Raw genomic sequence first — 18,030 nt, 5'->3', positions numbered from 1 at the left:
CGCTTTCGTTTGTCATTTCCCAAAAATATTGCAGATTTGATCAGGAGTTCATATTTCGAATCTGATTCAAGTACTTAATCCAGCTTTGAGAAGATTTGGACGACTCAATTTGATCGGCTTTTTTGGCATGAACAATTGCCTGTTCGTACTGCTCTAATTTGTAAAATACACGAACTTTGGCCAGCTCAACATCAGCTTTGCGCTTTGAATCTTGTATCTGATTCAGTTCATTTAAGGCCAATTGATATTGCCCTTCCTGAATCAGCAACTGCGCTAATTGCCAGCGATATTTGCTGTTCAGTTGAACGGCTTTCTGCCAACTCGAAATCGATTTATCCCACTCTTTCGCCATTTGCCAGTAGGTGGCGAGTGACACCAGTAAGGTTTCATCCGAGTCGCTATTTTCTAACGACGCAAAAATGCGTGCCGCTTTTTCAGGAATGCCCTGCTGAGCATACAGTTGTCCCAGCGTTTTCAGATCCTGCTGAGATAAATCAACGCCCTGCCGCTGTGCCAATGCCAGTGTTTCCATGGCATGCCGGTGACGATCCAGCTGCATTTGAATGCCCGCCATTTGTTGCCACCACACCTTTTTCTCTGGCTGCAGCACAATTAAGCGATTCAGCGTGGGCAGTGCTGACTGAAGTTGCTTCAACTGTAACTGGGCCCCTAATTTCATCGTGAGCGGTTGGACTTCGTCTTTCCGATGCATGCGCTCATAATGTTGCAAAGCCGAAAGAACCGGCCGCCACTCTTCAATCTGATAATGTGCCTGCGCAATTCTCAGCCAGAGCTCATCTGCTTTTGCTTTTTCTGACGCAGGAATCGACTGGCTGAGCTGGTAATAATGCTTCAGAGCCGTTTTATATTGCGCCTGAGATAACAGAATATCGGCCAGCATACGTTGCGTCGAACGCGCCTGCTCATCTTCCAGCAGACCACTACTCACAGACTGGCTCAAATGGCGAATCGAATCTGCAGGCTTTTCTGCCTGCCAGTAATACACGCCAAGGACACGATCAATGAAGGCACGGTCATAAGCACGAGAGATATCCATGCCTTTGAGGACCGAAATCGCTTCATTCAGTTTGTTTTCCTGCTGTAATTTTTGCGCTTGCTGAACTTTTCCCGCTGAATACTGTGATAACTGAGCAGACAAAGCGACAGGCGTAAAAAGCAGTGCGAAGATTAATGCATACTTTTTCATGATTTGTTCAGTTTAAACTCCAGTTTCACCGATTGGCCTGGCTGAGCTAACGCTTGCCCGCCTTCCAGTTTTGGCTGATACTTCCAGCTTCGAAGGGCTCGAATCGCTTCACGATCAAACATTCGTTTTGGCTCAGCATCAACGACCTGGATATCGGTCGGACGTCCTTGTGGGTCAATGGTGAAAGACAGCACCACGTACCCTTGAATGCCCCGTTTCAATGCCCGCGGCGGATATTTGGGTTCAATCCGGTACAACGGCATCGCCTGCTGGTCTTTGCCAATGTCAGAAAATGTCGGGATATTCACCGCCATCCCTGTCACGGAAGCATTCAGTGCGACAGAAGGCATGGTTGGCGATGCCAAAGGTGTAACCGCACTTGCTTTCGATTGCTTCGGCATGGCTTCTGGGGGCGGTTCAGGTGTTTCTGGCTTCTCCGGGACAGCGCGCTGACGTCGCTGCGCCTCCCGTTCCTGCTCCACCATCACCATGTTGAATGCCAGTGTTTCTGTTTTCTCTGGTGGCTGACGATGGCCGTCATCCACCATCCAGGCCATAAAGCTAAATAAGCCCCACGTCATCACAAAGGCAATTGGCGCAGCAATCAACAGCCTGAACATCAGCGTTTCTCCGCAGCCAGAGCAATATTCTGAACCCCTGCCCCTTTTGCAGCATCCATCACTTTCACGACCGTGCCGCTATAAGCATGTTCGTCAGCCTGAATCACCAGCGAAGCATCCGGCTGTTCAAGCAGCATGGTTTCTAACGTTGCCTGAACACGCTCGACATCAACGACACGCTTATCGATGTACACATCGTTGGCAGACGTAATGGCAACGAAAATACCGGCATCTTTCTGACTGACGACGTTGCTGGCCTGAGGCCGATTGACTTCAACACCGGATTCACGCACGAATGAACTCGTCACGATGAAGAAAATCAGCATGATGAACACAATATCCAGCATCGACGTCAGATCGACTTGTGCTTCTTCCCGAGCGGCAGATGGACGACTTAATCTCATCATTGACTCCTTAATAATTTTTCTAATTTTTGCTCACGCATCCGGCACGCTTTTGCCAGTCGGGCATGAACAAACAGACCTGCAAGTGCCGCAACCATCCCGGCCATCGTCGGTAACGTTGCCAGAGAAATCCCCGAAGCCATGAGTTTAGGTTGGCTGCTGCCCTGATTGGCCATGACATCAAACACAGAAATCATACCGGTCACTGTGCCCAGCAACCCCAACATCGGACAAATCGCCACCAGTACCTTGATCACATTCAGATTCTGACTGAGTGCCAGATGTGCTTCATTTAACCAACCGGAACGAATGGCATGGGCATACCAGGACGTTTGATCGCTGCGGGCCTGCCATTGAGTCAGCCACTGCTGTTTTTGTTTCGGGTAAGTAAAAGCCAGATACAGCAAACGCTCCGTCACCAAAAGCCAACTGAACAAAACGACCGCTGCCAGCCACCAGAGCACCTGTCCTCCCTGCTGCATAAAATGCTGCAGGGAAAACCACCAGTTTTCAGCAAATGCTGCACTGAACAATGAAACATTCATTACGCTGGGCTTCCTGTTTTTTCAGCCTCAGCAGCAACCAGGCTAATCCCTTGTTTTTCCAGAATATTACGAATAACATCAGCCTGCGTACTGAGCAGATTATGCGCCAGCAATAATGGCATCGCAGACACCAGACCCAGAACCGTTGTGACCAGTGCCATTGAAATCCCACCAGCCATCACTTTCGGATCGCCATTACCAAACTGTGTAATCACCTGGAAGGTTTCGATCATCCCGGTCACCGTCCCCAGCAAGCCCAGCATCGGCGCCAGTGCAGCCAGGAGTTTCAGCATGGACAGGCCACGTTCCAAACCTTGCTGTTCATCCACAATGGTTTCCAGCAAACGTAATTCAAGGGCTTCAACAGTTCGGTTCTGTTCTTTGTCGTAAACACTCAGGACTCGGCCGAGTGGATTATTACCCGGCTGCTGCGGGTTTTTCAGCTGGGATTTAATTTGCTGACGGATGACCAGTAATTTTCCGCCACGATACAATGCAATCACACCACCAATCGCAAGCAGACCCAGAATAATCTGACCAACAACACCCCCTTGTGCCAGACGATCCATTAACGATGGCGTATGCGCTAATTGCGCCAGCATCTTGCCCCGAGACGGGTCAACGACAGCCATTTGGACGCCCGTCTCTGACAACGCAGCAATCTGGCTGGAAACAGGGGCATGCTCTGGCTGTTTCAGATAGGGGGTCGCCACGTGACGGTCAGCATGCCAGGCCAGATAACCTTGCTCACCAATCAGGCCAATGCTCCCCAAACGGTAAGCTTCAACTTCAGACTCATAGCCTTCTCCGTTCACGAGCGGCACCGATACTTTACGCAGTTCAGCACTGGCATGAATTTGTTCAAGCATGCCTTGCCACAGGCCGTTCAGTTGCTTCAGAGATGGCAAAGCTTTCGCATCCACAATCTTTTTCACAACGTCCGTATGTTGATTCCGGTCTGCTGTTGTCACCGATGTGTCCAGCTCTGCATCCAGATCTTTTGCAGTCTGGCGAACCACACCAAACAGCTCTCCAAGACTTCCGGATTCCAGGCGGAGCTCTTCTTCTAACTGAGCCAGCGACTGTTCATTTTTACCAAAAATATCGCTCAGGCGATCCGTTTCTTCGTTCAGCTTTTTCCGCTCAGCCAGAAGTGCATCCCGTTCAGCACGAATTTGCGCTTCCGTTTGTTTGAAACCGGACTCCCGGACCTGCTGGTGAGCTTTCTCAGATTTTTGGTCCTGACGTGATTGCTGAACTAACCCGTCCACCGCCAATGCATTTGCAGACATTGCCAGCAGAGACAATGCTAAGGTCAAAGTTTTCAATTGCATCTTACTGGCCCTCCACATTGACAGACACGGGCAGTGAAATCAGACCCGGTGCAATTTGCTTCGAAGCCATCGCATAGGCTTTATCCAAATCTGTGCCAACATTGGCTTCAAGTGCCTGCCATTGTGACGTACTGTCATTCCAGGCCCAGTAACGCTGACCATCCAGGCTTCGGGCAACAAAGGCCACCCGGCCTAAATACAGCAAGTCTGCCTGAATACTTTCCGAAGGTGACAGCGCAACTTTTCCCTGATATAGACCCAGCTTTGTACCGTAATCCATTTCGATCTGGTACGCCTCAAGAATACGACGGTATTTTTCAGCATCACTGATGTCCGCTTGCGCCATCATAAATTCCAGCTTAGCAATACGAGCCAGACGCTGATCACGTTTGATGGGTTTGTCTGTTTCAATCAGCGTTTTCAGGCCATCAATCATCTGATACATCAAAGGCACAACCCCCTGCCGTGTTTCCTGAATACCCGCAATTTGCTCTTTCAGGCTGGATTTTTCACCTTCCTGACTGTCCACAAGACGGGCTAAGTGATCACGGTAAACGGTCAGGTTCTTGACCTCTTCCCGAAGGGCTTCAATTTCCGCCCTCATACTTAAAGAAGCTTCAGCGCTTTGATCAATGCGCCCCTGGCTTTGCGCGGCGGACTGATTGATTTGACTTTCAATGGCTCGTGCAGAATCGAGCGTACTGGCTGCTGTATTTACGCTCAGGCCGATAGCAACAAAGGCAAGACTGGATTTCATGATATTCATTTTGGAACGGTTACCTTAAGCATCCGATTCAGAAAGCGTATCGCGGCACACTTTCTGTAACTGTTCTGATACTCAGTTATCTGAGTCACTGGTCACACATCTTAGTTGAAAACAAATCTCATTTAAACTATCAATCCGGAAATTTTGTTTCCTCTTCCGGGGACGTTGAAAAGCAGAGCATTTTCCTGAAATCAAACTGCTTCAGTTCAAAGCAGAAAGTGACCAATGCGAGAAGGAAAGCTATAATGCGCGAAAAATCAGTCTATCGGAAAGTAAAGTGACAGAGCTTCCTAACGAATCCATTCAAAAACAACTCAGAGATCTAGGGTATCGTCCTGAAAACATGCGTATTGTAACGGTTTCAGCGATGACGCAAGAACAGCTGGATGCCTGCACAACGCAAGAGAATGAATGTTTTTATAACAGTTATATGAATGTCATTTATGGCAAAGGGGATCGCTACGTACTTGGCTTCCGCTGTGAAGATCCCGTGATCGATCATGCTTTGATCCGTCTCGGGGACCAGTATTTTGACCCAACCCTGCAAGCGGCGGGTAAATTCATCCCTTACACCTTCGCGATTCTGACTGAATTTACAGTGTTCGATATGATGCGGCATGCCAAGTCGAACAAAGACTTTCCGCCAGATGTTGATTACATCCAGAGCAAAAAAAGTAAATTCAAAAACGTGATTACGTCCTGAGTCAACTTTGACTGGCAACACGATTTGCCAGTCAAATCATCCTTCTGCGTGCATGCTATTTCCTTGAAAAACTTGAGCTAATGCTCAAACTTCCCTTTAATGCAGTATTTTTTTCATCAATCCAGTGAGATTTTGTGAGTTATATGGCATAAATGTGCTTTGTAATACAACACTCATATGGGATTGGTTGATCGGTGTGATCATCCGGCCTTTGATACAATCGTTCAACAACCATAGGATGGGTAAGGCATGAAGCCTTTGGTTTACAGTCTGTTAGGTTTGTTTCTGACTGGATGTAGTAACGGCATCGTCGTCTCAGTTCCTGAAAATTACCATGTCTCCAATTCAAGTGAGCAGGGTTATCTGGTTGGCAGCCTCGGCGCATCAACAATCTGGCCATCGACCGGAGAAAATCTTCAGTCAACATTGTATTTTCGTCGCCAGGGCAGCGACACCGATCTCGCGATTTCCAATAACAATAACGACAGTAATTTCAAAACGTCTCATTTCACCAGTTCTCTGTTTACTGTTCCCCTACCCGCCGGAAATTACCAGCTACACAGCATTACCTTTAAAGGCACCGATGGCAGAAAAACCGTCTTTTCTCAAACTGAAAAACCACTCAACGTCCACTTCAGTATTTCAGCCGGTGAAGTCACCTACCTTGGCCAATTCATTGCCAGCAGTATGGTTTCGAAGAGTCAGCTCTGGAATACCGAATACCCGAATGGCCGGGGTTATCTGACGCATAGTGATGCTGAACAAAGAGACCGGGCTTTTCTCTACCAACAACACCCGGAACTATCTGCGCTTTTTTTCAAAAAAGCTGCCTTAGAAAAGAGCCCGTCACCACTTCTGAAAGTCGAAAATCAGGCCACTCAATCGATTAACACGCTGTAAAATATTTTTTTGAATAAAATACAGTCACTTAAGTGGTATTTTGCTCAGTTTCACAAAGCAAAAAAATACAATAAAAATCTGCTAGCCGAGTGCTTGACTTTGGCAAAGGCGTCACGGCTTCTGGCTTAGCAGCATTTCCCACAGAGTTATGCACAACTTTTGTGGATAACCAAAGCATGGTCTCAAAGTCGTCACACCGAGAAGTCAATCGATTAACCCGCTGTTCTGTCATCAAAAAAGCCGGGCTGACAGCCCGGCTCTTCGACTTCAAAGACATCGATTGAAATTTTATTCAATGCTTGAGCATTCTGCGTCTTGAATCGTCAGGTTCGAATTGAATTTATATTCAATCAAGTATTGTGCTGCTGTTGGATAAAAACCTGCATCAATCGCCGCTTTCAGATTGTCCAGATCAATCTTATACGTTTTCAGGCCAACTTCGTTCAATTCGTTTGGAAGGCAACTGCTGTTATCGGCTTCATCAAAACACATACCGGCTGTGCTCGGAATCTTGGCACAACCTGTATCTTCAACAGAACCGGCAACATTCACCAGATCTGCACGTGTGGCCACAGGTACATTTGCAGGCAGACCAATGTTATAAGTTTGATCTAAATTTTGTAGCTCTACCCATGTATAGTAACCATCTTGCACACCCGTCACGCCTTGAATATCAGCGCTATGGATGGTGAACACTTCAACTTTTCCCTCAAGTAAATTTTCGACTGTCTCTTCATCACAACCGGCCAGAGCCAGTAATGAACACAGAACGATTGCTGCTCTTGTCATATGTCTATCCTTTATCGTTATTTGGGTGTTGCAGAGCGAGTATCTTCTACAGATAAGCGGAAATCCACTTCCAATCCCGAAACTGATAGCTGGCTGCCATTTTTAACACATTTATCATTAACGGCATGAATATGATTACTTTTCGACCAGAACCTGTCGCATTTATCTTTGCTGCATGACCCACTGCCCCGCATACGAAGAGCTCTATTTTGTACAATTGACACGAAACGATATCTTCAAACATCATTTTCACTGATTGACACTTGTACAACGCTTGGTTGAATCAACCTCTCCCAAAATAATCGGCATGATTTTTTGAGGAGGGATAACACAATGATTCGCATATAGAATTATCGTACTTATGCCATCTGTCAGGTAAATGTATTGACAGTGAGTATAAAATTTACAATCCCTATCACGAATACAGAATGAAAAAATCCTTAGGTTGTATTCTTTTCTTGGGACCCCCGACAATTCCGAAAAACAGCCTTGCAACTTCATCTATTGATATTTTTATTAATCAACTCTGCTCGTTAGGCTGAAAACTGATTTTTTACTCATCGAAAAAAGGAACCAAAGATGATGAAAACGTCAGTACTGGCATTTGCCTTATCGGCTGCACTTGCTGCTCCTGCGTTCGCCATCCCAGCCACAACACTTGATCAACTGGGTCAGGGGCTGGATGTTCAATACACTGTTATTGATAACACTCAGGAGGACTGGGTCTCTTTCCGAGCCAAGCTCGATTTCACGAATCAAAGCGCTCAAACACTGCCCGCCTCTGGCTGGGCTATATATTTCAGCCACATACGGATGGTGAAAAATGTTCTGACCGATCAGGTGAAGATTTCTCACGTCAATGGCGATATGTTTAAGCTGGAGCCTACAGCAAGCTTCGTTCCACTGGCACCTGGCCAGTCCCTGACCATTGAATTCGATGCGTCTGACTGGCAAGTGGCAAAAACGGACATCATGCCGAACTGGTATCTGGTCTCACAAGAAAACGGAGAAACGTTCACTTCGCTGATTGCCAGCACGAGTAATCGTGTCAATGGATGGGTCCCGACCAAACCATCAGAAGAGCTCGCTTTCGTTTCTGATTTCTCAACACCTCAACAATGGAAACGATACGGCAGTGCCGCGATTACCGACTATTACGATCCTTTTACAGCACAAGACCGATATCAGCGAAATGCAGATCTCAGCGTCCTGAGTCAAGCGACAGGCGTGATTCCGACCCCCGCTCAAATCGCCATGGGTTCAGGTCAGGTCGCACTGGATTCCAACTGGGTCATTGTTTACGACAATGGCTATGAAGATCAGGCCATGTTCCTGGCAGACCAATTGGGTCTGACCGCGGTGCCCTGGTCGCCTGCAACTCAAAAACGTATCCAGATTGGCTGGAGCCAGGTACAGGTCAATGGCGTTCAGAAATGGGACGAGGCTTATAACCTCCATGTAGATCCGGCAAAAGACATCATTTCAATTGGCGCAGCAGACGGCGCAGGTGCGTTATATGCTTCACAATCTTTACTGCAGCTGATTGATGGAAATCAGGTTCCAGCTGTTCAAATCTCAGATGCACCACGTTTTGCATACCGGGGTTTGTCCGTCGACTCCGTGCGGAACTTCCGGACCAAAGATTCCATCCTTCAACTACTTGATCAAATGGCAGCCTTTAAACTGAACAAACTGCATCTGCGCCTTGCTGATGATGAAGGCTGGCGTGTTGAGATTGACGGTTTGCCTGAGTTAACCGAAGTCGGTTCAAAACGCTGTCACGATCCTGAAGAAAAAACCTGCTTGCTGCCTTTCCTCGGCGCAGGCCCGGACGGCACACCTGAGTCCAATGGCTATTACACCGCGCAAGAGTATCGTGAGATCCTGACACACGCGGCTGCACTGAATATTGAAGTGGTGCCAGAAATTGATATTCCGGGACATGCGCATGCTGCAATCAAAGCCATGGAAGCGCGTTACGATCACTATGCGGCACAGGGGAATCTTGAAAAAGCGAACCAATATCTGCTGACTGATTTTGATGACACCACGCAATATCTGTCTGTTCAGATGTTTACCGACAATGCGATCAACGTCTGCATGGATTCAACCTACAACTTTGTGGATGCCGTGGTAAAAGGCCTGGTCGACCTGCATCAGGGGATTCAGCCTCTCAAAACCTTCCATTTCGGTGGTGACGAAATTGCCGGTGCCTGGGTGAACTCTCCGGTTTGTCAGGCATTTATTGCCAATAACACCGATGGTGTGAACAGTGTCTCGGATCTGAGCCGTTATTTCGTGGAGCGAATTTCCGTTATCACCGCGAACTATGGCTTGGATATGGCGGGCTGGGAAGACGGTCTGATGCATGATGGTCAGGTCTATCCTCGTTCTGAAATGGCCAACACCACGCTGTGGGGGAACGCATGGCAAAACATCTGGGAATGGGGTGTTGCGGATCGCGCTTATAATCTGGCCAACAACGATTATAAAGTCGTCTATAACCATGCAACTCACCTGTACTTCGACCACCCGTACGAGCCCGATCCAAACGAGCGCGGCTACTACTGGGCACCGCGGTTCACCGATACCCGGAAAACCTTTGGCTATATGCCGGATGATGTCTTTGCCAATGCAGATTTCACCCGCGCCGGTGCACCGATTACAAAAGAAGACGTTGTGGCTTCCGCTGGTGTGAAAAAACTGCTGAAGCCTGAAAATGTACTCGGTCTTCAGGGCTCTCTGTGGGCAGAAACGGTGCGTACGGAAGATCAGTTTGAAGGCATGACCTTCCCGCGTGTACTGGGTCTGGCTGAGCGTGCCTGGCATACAGCGAGTTGGGAAGCCAACGACAATGCTGGTATTCCGGCCGATGAAGCCGCACGGAACAGCGACTACAATCACTTCGCCAACCTGCTGGGCCAGAAAGTTCTGCCGAAACTGGAACAGGCCGGTATTGCTTTCAACCTGCCAGTGCCCGGTGGTGTGATTGAAAATGGCGTGCTCAAAGCAAATACCACATTCCCTGGACTGACCATTGAGTTCTCGGCCGATCAAGGCGCAAGCTGGCAAACCTTTGATGCCCTGAACCCACCCGCAGCTTCGGCCGGTGTTCAGATCAGAACGGTTTCCGGCCAGCGGACCAGCCGTGTTGCAACTGTAAATTAATCTGGCAATCCATGAATCAAAGAGCTCCGTGCAGGAGCTCTTTTCTTTTCATGAAGTATCATTTATCGGGGTTCTGCCCACACTGCAAATTCATTCCCGCTGGGCTCGGTGAAATGGAAGCGCCGTCCGCCGGGAAAATCAAAAATGGGCCGGATAATCTGACCTCCAGCTGCAATGACTTGCTGCTCAGTCGCCTCCAGATCATCACTGAACAACACAATGAGTGCCGCCCCTTGCGAGGCGTCCGATTTCATAGGCGCAGCATAAAATCCGCCATCCAGCCCCTGATCAGAAAAAGCGGTATATTCGTCACCGTAGTCTGTAAACGACCAACCAAAAACCGACTGAAAAAAATCTTTTGTTTTCTGAATATCGCGGGCAGGAAACTCTACATAGTTAATTTTATGATGAATATTCACAAGCTTGCTCCGGTTCAATGAGGTTACCGATATCATAGGCTGAAATCGCCAGGAATAAATCACTCAGACAAATTTCGCGTAATTCTTTTGCTTTCACAGAAAAAACAAGGTTAGAATGACCGCGCGATAACAAGCTTGAGAGATTATTCTTCAGCGTCACAACCGTTATCAAAGAATCAAAGTAACGTTAGTCGGGGAGCCGGAAGGCTGAGACCACATCGTGGGACCCGTTGAACCTGATCCAGTTAGCACTGGCGGAGGGAACTAGCAGATAGCCTGCCACCGAAACTGCCAATAACATGGCCCTTTCGATTCGGCCCACTGGCGACTGTACGTCTTCCCTGCCCATCAAACTGGTATTGATGCAAAGGGAAGCAGATGAACAAGCCAGCACAAACCCAACACGCTTCAAACCGCAACACAACGCCTATCGTTCTGACGATCGCCGGATCCGACAGTGGTGGCGGCGCTGGTATTCAGGCCGATATCAAAGCGATTTCCGCGACGGGTGGATATGCATGCTCTGTCATCACAGCCCTGACCGCCCAAAATACTCTGGGCGTTACCGACATCTTTCCTGTCTCTCCTGATTTTGTTGAAGCGCAATTAGATGCCGTTTTCAGTGATCTGAATGTCAAAGCAGTCAAAATTGGGATGCTTAGTGACGCTGGCGTCATTGAGGCTGTGGCCCGAAAACTACGCCAATATCGGCCTGAGCATATCGTCCTTGATCCAGTGATGGTGGCCACCAGCGGTGACCTGCTGCTGGAAACCAAAGCCATCACAACGCTGAAAGCTGAACTTCTGCCTTTAGCAACCCTCATCACCCCCAATTTACCGGAGGCGATTGCGCTCACCCGGTCAGACAATCATGCGGCGCCAGTTCCCTCTGTTGACTCGAGTGACAAAGAAACAATCATCGCACAATTACAATCACTCGATACTGAAGCCGTGCTACTCAAGGGCGGTCACTGGGAAACCGAAAGCCAGAGTACGGATTACCTACTCACCAAAGGTGACATTGTCACCTTCAGTACCCAACGCATTCAGACAAAAAACACCCATGGCACTGGCTGCACATTATCTGCAGCGATTGCCTCCTATCTTGCTCAGGGATACACACGCACTGGCGCCGTCGCAGAAGCGAAAAACTACCTGACTTTAGCGCTGAAATTTGCCGATCAGTTAAAGATTGGTCAGGGTCATGGCCCGGTCCATCATTTTCATGCATTTCAGACGCAGTCCGGGGATCTTGCATGAGCACGCAGGCAAGCCAAATGAACCGTGTAATACAGGGACCTGGCGTGCATTTGTCGGATATCTATCTTCATTTCCCGAGTGCTTCAACCCCCTTATTCGAACATTTGTCTTTGACACTGTTTCCCGGCCAGTGGCATTGCATTCTTGGTCAGAGTGGTTGCGGAAAAACGACTTTACTGAGGCTTCTGGCCAATCTGTTGCCAGAAGATGTTCAGTACCGCGGACAGGTCACAACGTTTGACGGTCACCCGGTCAGCCCGCAGATCGCTTACATGGCACAGCAAGATCTACTGCTGCCCTGGCTGAATGTGATGGATAACGTCTGTTTCAGCTATCGACTCCGGCAACGAAAAGTGAATTCCCAAACTCAGACACGTGCCATGCACTTGCTGGCGCAGGTTGGATTGGCAGATTATGCTCAAGCCAGTCCATCCGAGCTCTCCGGTGGAATGCGCCAACGCGTCGCTTTAGTCCGCACACTGATGCAGGAAAAACCCATTGTCATCATGGATGAGCCTTTTTCTGCGCTGGATGCCGTCACGCGCTACAAACTTCAGGATCTGGCCGCAGAACTGCTGCAGGACCGGACCGTGCTCCTGATTACGCATGACCCGCAAGAAGCACTCCGGCTGGGTCATCATCTGTTTTTGATGCAAGGGAAACCAGCCCGTCTTACCGCCTTCGGGGCACCTGAGGGAGAAATCCCCAGACCCATCAACGCAGCCATGGCAGATGCACAACACCAATTGATGACGACGCTGGCCATGATGGGAAATGAAGATGACTAAATTGATCACGCAAGCTCCCATCGAGCAACCCCGTCCATTTGTCAAAACCACTGGCGGGCTGTTGCAGCATCCGGCGTTCCGGGTTGTCATCACGCTGCTGATGCTCGGATTAGCTTGGCAGGCGGTTGTGATGGTGTTTCAACTGCCTGGATTTATCCTGCCCGAGCCTCTGGCAGTCTTCAATAAACTGATTCAACAGCACGATGTCCTGTTCCGGCATGCTTGGGTGACGGCCACGGAGATTTTTCTGGGGTTGCTCACCGGGCTCACTTTCGGCCTGTTTTGTGCCCTGCTGATGTTGCTGTTTACGCCGGTACGGCGCTGGTTGCTGCCCGTATTAATTGCCAGCCAGGCCATTCCTGTTTTTGCGCTGGCACCCATTCTGATGCTCTGGCTGGGCTACGGCATTGCATCCAAAGTGGTTATGGCTGCCATCATCATCTTTTTCCCGGTCACCACTTGCTGTTTTGACGGATTACGCCATACCCCGCAGGGGTATCTGGACTTAGCCAAAACCATGAATGCCACCCGCTGGCAAATCCTCTGGCATATCCGATTACCTGCAGCCCTGCCCGCACTGGCATCTGGGATTCGCGTCGCGGTTGTTGTTGCACCCATCGGCGCCGTGGTTGGCGAATGGGTGGGTGCCAGTGAAGGGTTGGGTTACCTGATGCTGCAAGCAAATGCCCGGATGATGATTGACGAAATGTTTGCCGCCTTGCTGGTCTTAGCCGGGTTATCCGTCGCACTGTACTTCATCACAGATGCACTCTTAAAACACGCCATCCCCTGGCTGTCTGAAAACAGCCAGTCTGACTCTTAATTGATTCACAAAGGAAGTTCACATGACTTATTTTCCGGCGCGTACTGCGCTCGCGATTGCCGTATCTGCAACCAGCATTCAGCTTCAGGCTAAAGAACTGACGCTGATGCTGGACTGGTTTGTCAACCCAAACCATGGCCCAATCATTATTGCGAAAGAAAACGGTTTATTTAAAGAACAAGGCCTGGACATCAAGATTCAGGAACCTGCCGATCCATCCATGCCCGCAAAACTGGTTGCTGCCGGAAAAACCGATCTGGCAATTTCCTATCAAACCAGTCTGACCATTGATGTTGCCGCTGGCTTGCCGCTTATTCGCGCCTCCACCTTAATTGCAACTCCGCTGAATACGCTGATGGTGCTGGAAAATAAAGGCATTCACTCGCTGGCTGATCTGAAAGGCAAAACCATTGGCATCGCTATCGCCGGAAACGAAGAGGCAACCATTGGCACCATGCTCAAGACAGCCGGTGTGAGCTTTACGGATGTAAAAATCGTCAATGTCGGTTGGGCGCTGTCTTCTTCACTGGCATCAGGCAAAGTCGATGCAATCTGGGGCGGGTTACGAAACTTTGAATCAAATCAGCTGGCACTGGAAGGTTATCAGTCCAAAGCCTTTTTCCCGGAAGAGCATGGTGTACCGCCATATGATGAACTGGTTGTCGTGGCCAATAAAAACACCTACAACGCTGAGGATATTCAGAAATTCAATCTGGCATTAGAAAAAGCCACCCAATTCATCATTAATCACCCGGATCAAGCCTGGAAGACTTTCATTGCTTACTCACCAGACACCCTGAACAATGAGCTGAATCAGCTGGCATGGCGCGATACACTCCCCCGCTTTGCGCTGCGCCCGGCAGCGGTAGATCAAGCGCGTTACGATCAATTTGCGACCTTCATGTACCAGCACAAAATCATCAGCCATGCACCGAAAGCAAAAGACTTTGTACCGGCCTTTTAATGCACCTTTTTGCGGATTTCTACCTCACTGATTTTTGGAGCCTTCGATGAACCATCTGGATTTAATCCAAGCTTGCGACAAAGACTGGTACGCGTACACTCACCATACGTTTGTCACTCAGCTCGCCAAGGGTGATTTAAGCCAACAGGCTTATTTACACTATCTCAAACAGGATTTTCTCTTTCTTAAACACTATGCCAGAGCCTATGCACTGGCCATTTTCAAAGCGAAAACGCTCGAAGAAATGCGCCGACCGTTACCGAGTCTGGAAGCCCTGATCGGCAGTGAGATGCATCATCACATCAGCTATTGCCAGCAATGGGGACTGACTGAATCAGACATGGAAGCCGAAGCTGAAGATGTTGGTACTGTCGCCTACACACGTTATGTTCTGGATACGGGTATGGCAGGCGATTTAGCGGATCTCTTCACGGCACTCGCCCCGTGCGCCATTGGCTATGCCATGATTGGAGAGCGCTTGATTCACGCACCGGATACCCTTGAGACAGGGAACCCCTACTACAGTTGGATCGCCATGTACGGCGGAGAAGAATTTCAGCAGAGTGTGCAGCAAAGCATTCTATTTCTGAATCAATTGCTGGCAGATATTCCGATCGCAAGTTCACGGGGTCAGCAACTCATTCATATTTTCCGCACCGCGACGCGAATGGAAGTGGCCTTCTGGCAACAGGGATTGAATGCGGCAATGACTCGCTAATCATCATTGTTGATCATTTCTCTTTCAGTGATGCTCCATCAACCATAAAGGCCAGCGCAATGCTGGCCTGATACTGAAACCCGGATCACTGACCATCCAATGTGACAGCCATTTACTTCGCTATTTTGCCGCACGACCTGCCTGATGAATCTGCTCAATCATGCCAAACAATATCTTCACGCCATGATCCATCATGTCGTATTGACGAGCTTTGCCAAGCACCCGAATGCCCTGCATTTGCATCACAAGAAAATGGCTCATCTGGACCGGATCAGCAGACGGATCCCAGTCACCGGCAACCTGAGCATTCTGCACCACCCGCTGAAATCGCTCCGCAAGCGCTTCAAACAGCAATGCGCCGGAATCCAGAACACTGGCATCGCAATGCGCACGTTCAAGCAAGGCATTTTGGATAAAACACCCACATGTCTGATCACGCTGCAGGTTCACAAATCGAGTTAAGTAAGCCAGGATATCCGCATAACCGGCTTCATCATGCAGAATCTTCTGCAATGGCGGGAATGCGATCTGCTGCAGGTAATAATCCAGTGCCTCACTAAACAGAGTCGATTTATCTGTATAAGTGTTGTAAAGACTGAACCGATTAATCCCCAGATGATCGACTAAATCAGCAACGGAAGTATCGGCGTAGCCTTTCTGCCAGAACAGCTCCATCGCCTGGATTAGCTTTTCTTCTCTATCAAAATTTTTAGTCCTAGCCATACTTTCTCTCTCAGGCTTTATTTTTCAGTATACAGACTTGACGCAAAGCCATTTATGGCTATAGATTCTATTCTAAACGATCATTCTGATAAAGAGGAAACCATGAAAATCTATGAACTTGCTCCATCCCCGAGTGCACGTCGTGTCAGCATTTTTCTCGCTGAAATGAACCTTGATATCGAACGCGTTTCCGTTGACATTCGTGGCGGTGAAAATCTGTCTGCATCGTTTCAGGAAAAAAGCGCAAATGGTCTGATCCCGGTTCTGGAATTAGAGGATGGCACAACAATCTGTGAATCTCTTGCGATTTGCCGTTATTTTGATGAAATGTATCCTTCTGAGCATTCACTGTTTGGCCGGACCGCCCTCGAAAAAGCTCACATTGAGATGTGGCAGCGAATCGTTGAATTCAAAGGCTTATTTGTTGCAATGCAATCATTCAGAAATTTAACAGGCATCTATCAGGACAGAGAAACCTGCGTGGAAAGCTGGGGACAAGTTTCCAAAGAACGACTGCTGGCTTTTCTGCCAGAATTAGACCAACGTCTATCTCAGTCGGCGTATATCGCGGGCGATCAATTTTCTGTCGCCGACATTACTGCATTCGTGATGTGTAATTTCATGAAGAATCTAGACATCACGGTCAATCCATCACTGCCATCGTTGCATGCATGGTTTACGAAAGTCAGCCAGCGCCCCTCTGTGAACCAGTAAACACAGGCGTTACATCATCTGGGGTGATTTACGACACAGTACGTTCAACCCGCAAACGAAAATCATCCGGCAAAAAAAGAGTGGCGTGAGACCACTCTTCTGTTTTTACTTTTCAAGTTATGATGCAGAACGCTGCCACCACTGTGGCAAAATCGTACAGTTCGCCGAAGTAGATGATAACCAGGCATGCTCACCTTCGATGGTCAACTGCAGCTGCATGGTTCGCGCTACCATGTCAGCCATGCTGTCCATGACTTCATCATCGATAAAAACAACGGTGACATTCTTATACTGGGTGGCTTTGGACTTCATCGCTTGCCACCACACAGGCGCTGCATGGTCACCATATGCATAAATGACAACTTGTGTCGATTTCTGTGCGGCTTTTCGGATCCTTTTCTCATCAGGAAGGCCGAGCTCTACCCAGATTTCAATCTCGTCATTCAGATTTTTTTTCCAAAGGTCTGGCTCATCGGTTTCACAAAGGCCTTTGGTAAAAGTTAATTCAGGATCTGCATTCAGTCCCCACGCCAGAACGCGTAGCATCAGGCGTTGCAGGGTTTCAGAAGGATGGCATGCTAACGTGAAAGAACCGTCCAGATAACAGTCTCTGTCCATGTCAGCGACATTTAATTGTGCTTTATAAATCGTGGCTTTCAGAGCCATATTTGGGATTCCAGATAATTGAGTCAATAAAATCAGCGCCTCAGTGCTGCAAAACGCTGGTTCATTGCTTCCAGAGCGTTCGCAAGATGCTGACACTCCAATGTTACACGCTCATCCGAAAATTCACTAAAGCCATTTGCATAATAATGTTGTGAGCTGGCTAATTTTTCCTGCCAGGCCATCAATTCAACCTTTGGCAGCTGTTCTTTGACCACGAAACGTCCGGCCTGAATGTACTCCAATGCAAGACGGGAATACTCAATGTACTGATGATTCACCTGTCGGCGGGTTTCATCCCCGCTTCGGGAGCATCCCTGTAAGACCGCATCTTTCAGCATATAAGTGGTGTACAGATTCATCAGGCGAACAGCATTGTCACTCAATGGCTGTCCAGGTTTTGGATGGTTGCTGATGCCAGCGGCATTCACTGGCAAAGCAGATGAGACGACAAGCAGACAGATCCCGGCTGCTGGTCGTGAAATCCAGGAAGCTTTCACGATATACCCCCACTTCTACGCA

The 18,030-nt window shown here is 48.6% G+C and carries 20 protein-coding genes and 1 riboswitch; of the genes, 9 read left to right on the top strand and 11 right to left on the bottom strand.

What is annotated here, in order from left to right; genetic code table 11:
• Positions 1-40 precede the first annotated feature (40 nt).
• The 6 genes from KDD30_RS19565 to KDD30_RS19540 are packed head-to-tail and all read right to left on the bottom strand — an operon-like array spanning position 41 to position 4,876.
• Complete coding sequence (locus KDD30_RS19565; protein ID WP_211651649.1) at positions 41-1,207, bottom strand: lipopolysaccharide assembly protein LapB; 1,167 nt, start codon at positions 1,205-1,207, stop codon at positions 41-43.
• Positions 1,204-1,827: an energy transducer TonB gene (locus KDD30_RS19560; protein WP_211651648.1), complete on the bottom strand. Its 624-nt coding sequence runs from the start codon at positions 1,825-1,827 to the stop codon at positions 1,204-1,206. Before KDD30_RS19560 ends, KDD30_RS19565 begins: the two co-directional genes overlap by 4 nt.
• Positions 1,827-2,231: a biopolymer transporter ExbD gene (locus KDD30_RS19555; RefSeq protein ID WP_211651894.1), complete on the bottom strand. Its 405-nt coding sequence runs from the start codon at positions 2,229-2,231 to the stop codon at positions 1,827-1,829. The genes KDD30_RS19560 and KDD30_RS19555 overlap by 1 nt, the downstream gene beginning before the upstream one ends.
• Positions 2,231-2,776, bottom strand: a complete 546-nt coding sequence (locus tag KDD30_RS19550; RefSeq protein WP_211651647.1) for a MotA/TolQ/ExbB proton channel family protein — start codon at positions 2,774-2,776, stop codon at positions 2,231-2,233. The genes KDD30_RS19555 and KDD30_RS19550 overlap by 1 nt, the downstream gene beginning before the upstream one ends.
• A complete protein-coding gene (locus tag KDD30_RS19545; RefSeq protein WP_211651646.1) occupies positions 2,776-4,110 on the bottom strand; it encodes a MotA/TolQ/ExbB proton channel family protein in 1,335 nt (444 codons plus the stop codon). Before KDD30_RS19545 ends, KDD30_RS19550 begins: the two co-directional genes overlap by 1 nt.
• A 1-nt stretch (position 4,111) precedes the next feature.
• Positions 4,112-4,876 carry a DUF3450 domain-containing protein gene (locus tag KDD30_RS19540; protein ID WP_211651645.1) on the bottom strand — a complete coding sequence of 255 codons (765 nt, stop codon included), beginning with the start codon at positions 4,874-4,876 and terminating at the stop codon, positions 4,112-4,114.
• A 367-nt stretch (positions 4,877-5,243) separates the two neighbouring features.
• Here KDD30_RS19540 and KDD30_RS19535 point away from each other — a divergent pair, with 367 nt between their 5' ends.
• Entirely contained in the window at positions 5,244-5,579 is a 336-nt protein-coding gene (locus KDD30_RS19535; protein WP_249199428.1) for a hypothetical protein, read from the top strand.
• A 249-nt stretch (positions 5,580-5,828) separates the two neighbouring features.
• Positions 5,829-6,479, top strand: coding sequence for a hypothetical protein (locus KDD30_RS19530; RefSeq protein ID WP_211651643.1), 651 nt, complete (start codon positions 5,829-5,831; stop codon positions 6,477-6,479).
• Between the two features lie 288 nt (positions 6,480-6,767).
• Here the strand turns inward: KDD30_RS19530 and KDD30_RS19525 are convergent, their stop codons facing one another.
• Positions 6,768-7,268 (bottom strand): hypothetical protein, encoded by a 501-nt coding sequence (locus KDD30_RS19525; RefSeq protein ID WP_211651642.1) that lies wholly within the window; start codon positions 7,266-7,268, stop codon positions 6,768-6,770.
• 579 nt (positions 7,269-7,847) lie between these two features.
• Here KDD30_RS19525 and KDD30_RS19520 point away from each other — a divergent pair.
• Positions 7,848-10,436 carry a family 20 glycosylhydrolase gene (locus KDD30_RS19520; RefSeq protein WP_211651641.1) on the top strand — a complete coding sequence of 863 codons (2,589 nt, stop codon included), beginning with the start codon at positions 7,848-7,850 and terminating at the stop codon, positions 10,434-10,436.
• Between the two features lie 62 nt (positions 10,437-10,498).
• Here KDD30_RS19520 and KDD30_RS19515 read toward each other — a convergent pair whose 3' ends face one another.
• On the bottom strand, positions 10,499-10,855 hold the full coding sequence (locus KDD30_RS19515) for a VOC family protein (protein WP_211651640.1): 357 nt from the start codon (positions 10,853-10,855) through the stop codon (positions 10,499-10,501).
• 182 nt (positions 10,856-11,037) lie between these two features.
• A riboswitch (TPP riboswitch) is annotated at positions 11,038-11,135 on the top strand.
• 98 nt (positions 11,136-11,233) lie between these two features.
• Between KDD30_RS19515 and thiD the strand changes: the two genes are divergently transcribed.
• Genes thiD through tenA form a run of 5 tightly spaced genes read left to right on the top strand, consistent with a single transcriptional unit; the run spans position 11,234 to position 15,408 of the window.
• Positions 11,234-12,115, top strand: a complete 882-nt coding sequence (gene thiD, locus KDD30_RS19510) for a bifunctional hydroxymethylpyrimidine kinase/phosphomethylpyrimidine kinase (protein ID WP_211651639.1) — start codon at positions 11,234-11,236, stop codon at positions 12,113-12,115.
• A gap of 17 nt (positions 12,116-12,132) precedes the next feature.
• Positions 12,133-12,903, top strand: a complete 771-nt coding sequence (locus KDD30_RS19505; protein WP_211651638.1) for an ABC transporter ATP-binding protein — start codon at positions 12,133-12,135, stop codon at positions 12,901-12,903.
• Positions 12,896-13,726 carry an ABC transporter permease gene (locus KDD30_RS19500; protein ID WP_371826121.1) on the top strand — a complete coding sequence of 277 codons (831 nt, stop codon included), beginning with the start codon at positions 12,896-12,898 and terminating at the stop codon, positions 13,724-13,726. The genes KDD30_RS19505 and KDD30_RS19500 overlap by 8 nt, the downstream gene beginning before the upstream one ends.
• A 22-nt stretch (positions 13,727-13,748) precedes the next feature.
• A complete protein-coding gene (locus KDD30_RS19495) occupies positions 13,749-14,690 on the top strand; it encodes an ABC transporter substrate-binding protein (protein WP_211651636.1) in 942 nt (313 codons plus the stop codon).
• A 46-nt stretch (positions 14,691-14,736) separates the two neighbouring features.
• Positions 14,737-15,408: a thiaminase II gene (gene tenA, locus KDD30_RS19490; RefSeq protein WP_211651635.1), complete on the top strand. Its 672-nt coding sequence runs from the start codon at positions 14,737-14,739 to the stop codon at positions 15,406-15,408.
• Between the two features lie 120 nt (positions 15,409-15,528).
• Here the strand turns inward: tenA and KDD30_RS19485 are convergent, their stop codons facing one another.
• Complete coding sequence (locus KDD30_RS19485; protein ID WP_211651634.1) at positions 15,529-16,131, bottom strand: TetR/AcrR family transcriptional regulator; 603 nt, start codon at positions 16,129-16,131, stop codon at positions 15,529-15,531.
• 102 nt (positions 16,132-16,233) lie between these two features.
• Between KDD30_RS19485 and KDD30_RS19480 the strand changes: the two genes are divergently transcribed.
• On the top strand, positions 16,234-16,845 hold the full coding sequence (locus KDD30_RS19480) for a glutathione S-transferase (RefSeq protein ID WP_211651633.1): 612 nt from the start codon (positions 16,234-16,236) through the stop codon (positions 16,843-16,845).
• A gap of 117 nt (positions 16,846-16,962) precedes the next feature.
• Here KDD30_RS19480 and KDD30_RS19475 read toward each other — a convergent pair whose 3' ends face one another.
• Both KDD30_RS19475 and KDD30_RS19470 read right to left on the bottom strand, forming a co-directional pair.
• Positions 16,963-17,511, bottom strand: coding sequence for a YaeQ family protein (locus KDD30_RS19475; RefSeq protein ID WP_211651632.1), 549 nt, complete (start codon positions 17,509-17,511; stop codon positions 16,963-16,965).
• Positions 17,512-17,543: 32 nt separating this feature from the next.
• Positions 17,544-18,008, bottom strand: coding sequence for a hypothetical protein (locus KDD30_RS19470; RefSeq protein ID WP_211651631.1), 465 nt, complete (start codon positions 18,006-18,008; stop codon positions 17,544-17,546).
• Positions 18,009-18,030: the final 22 nt, after the last annotated feature.

Origin of the sequence: Photobacterium sp. GJ3, assembly GCF_018199995.1 — a bacterium.
Taxonomy (GTDB): Bacteria; Pseudomonadota; Gammaproteobacteria; order Enterobacterales; family Vibrionaceae; genus Photobacterium.
The sequence above is the reverse complement of the archived record's forward strand: the minus strand, read 5'-3'. Positions and strand labels throughout refer to the sequence as shown.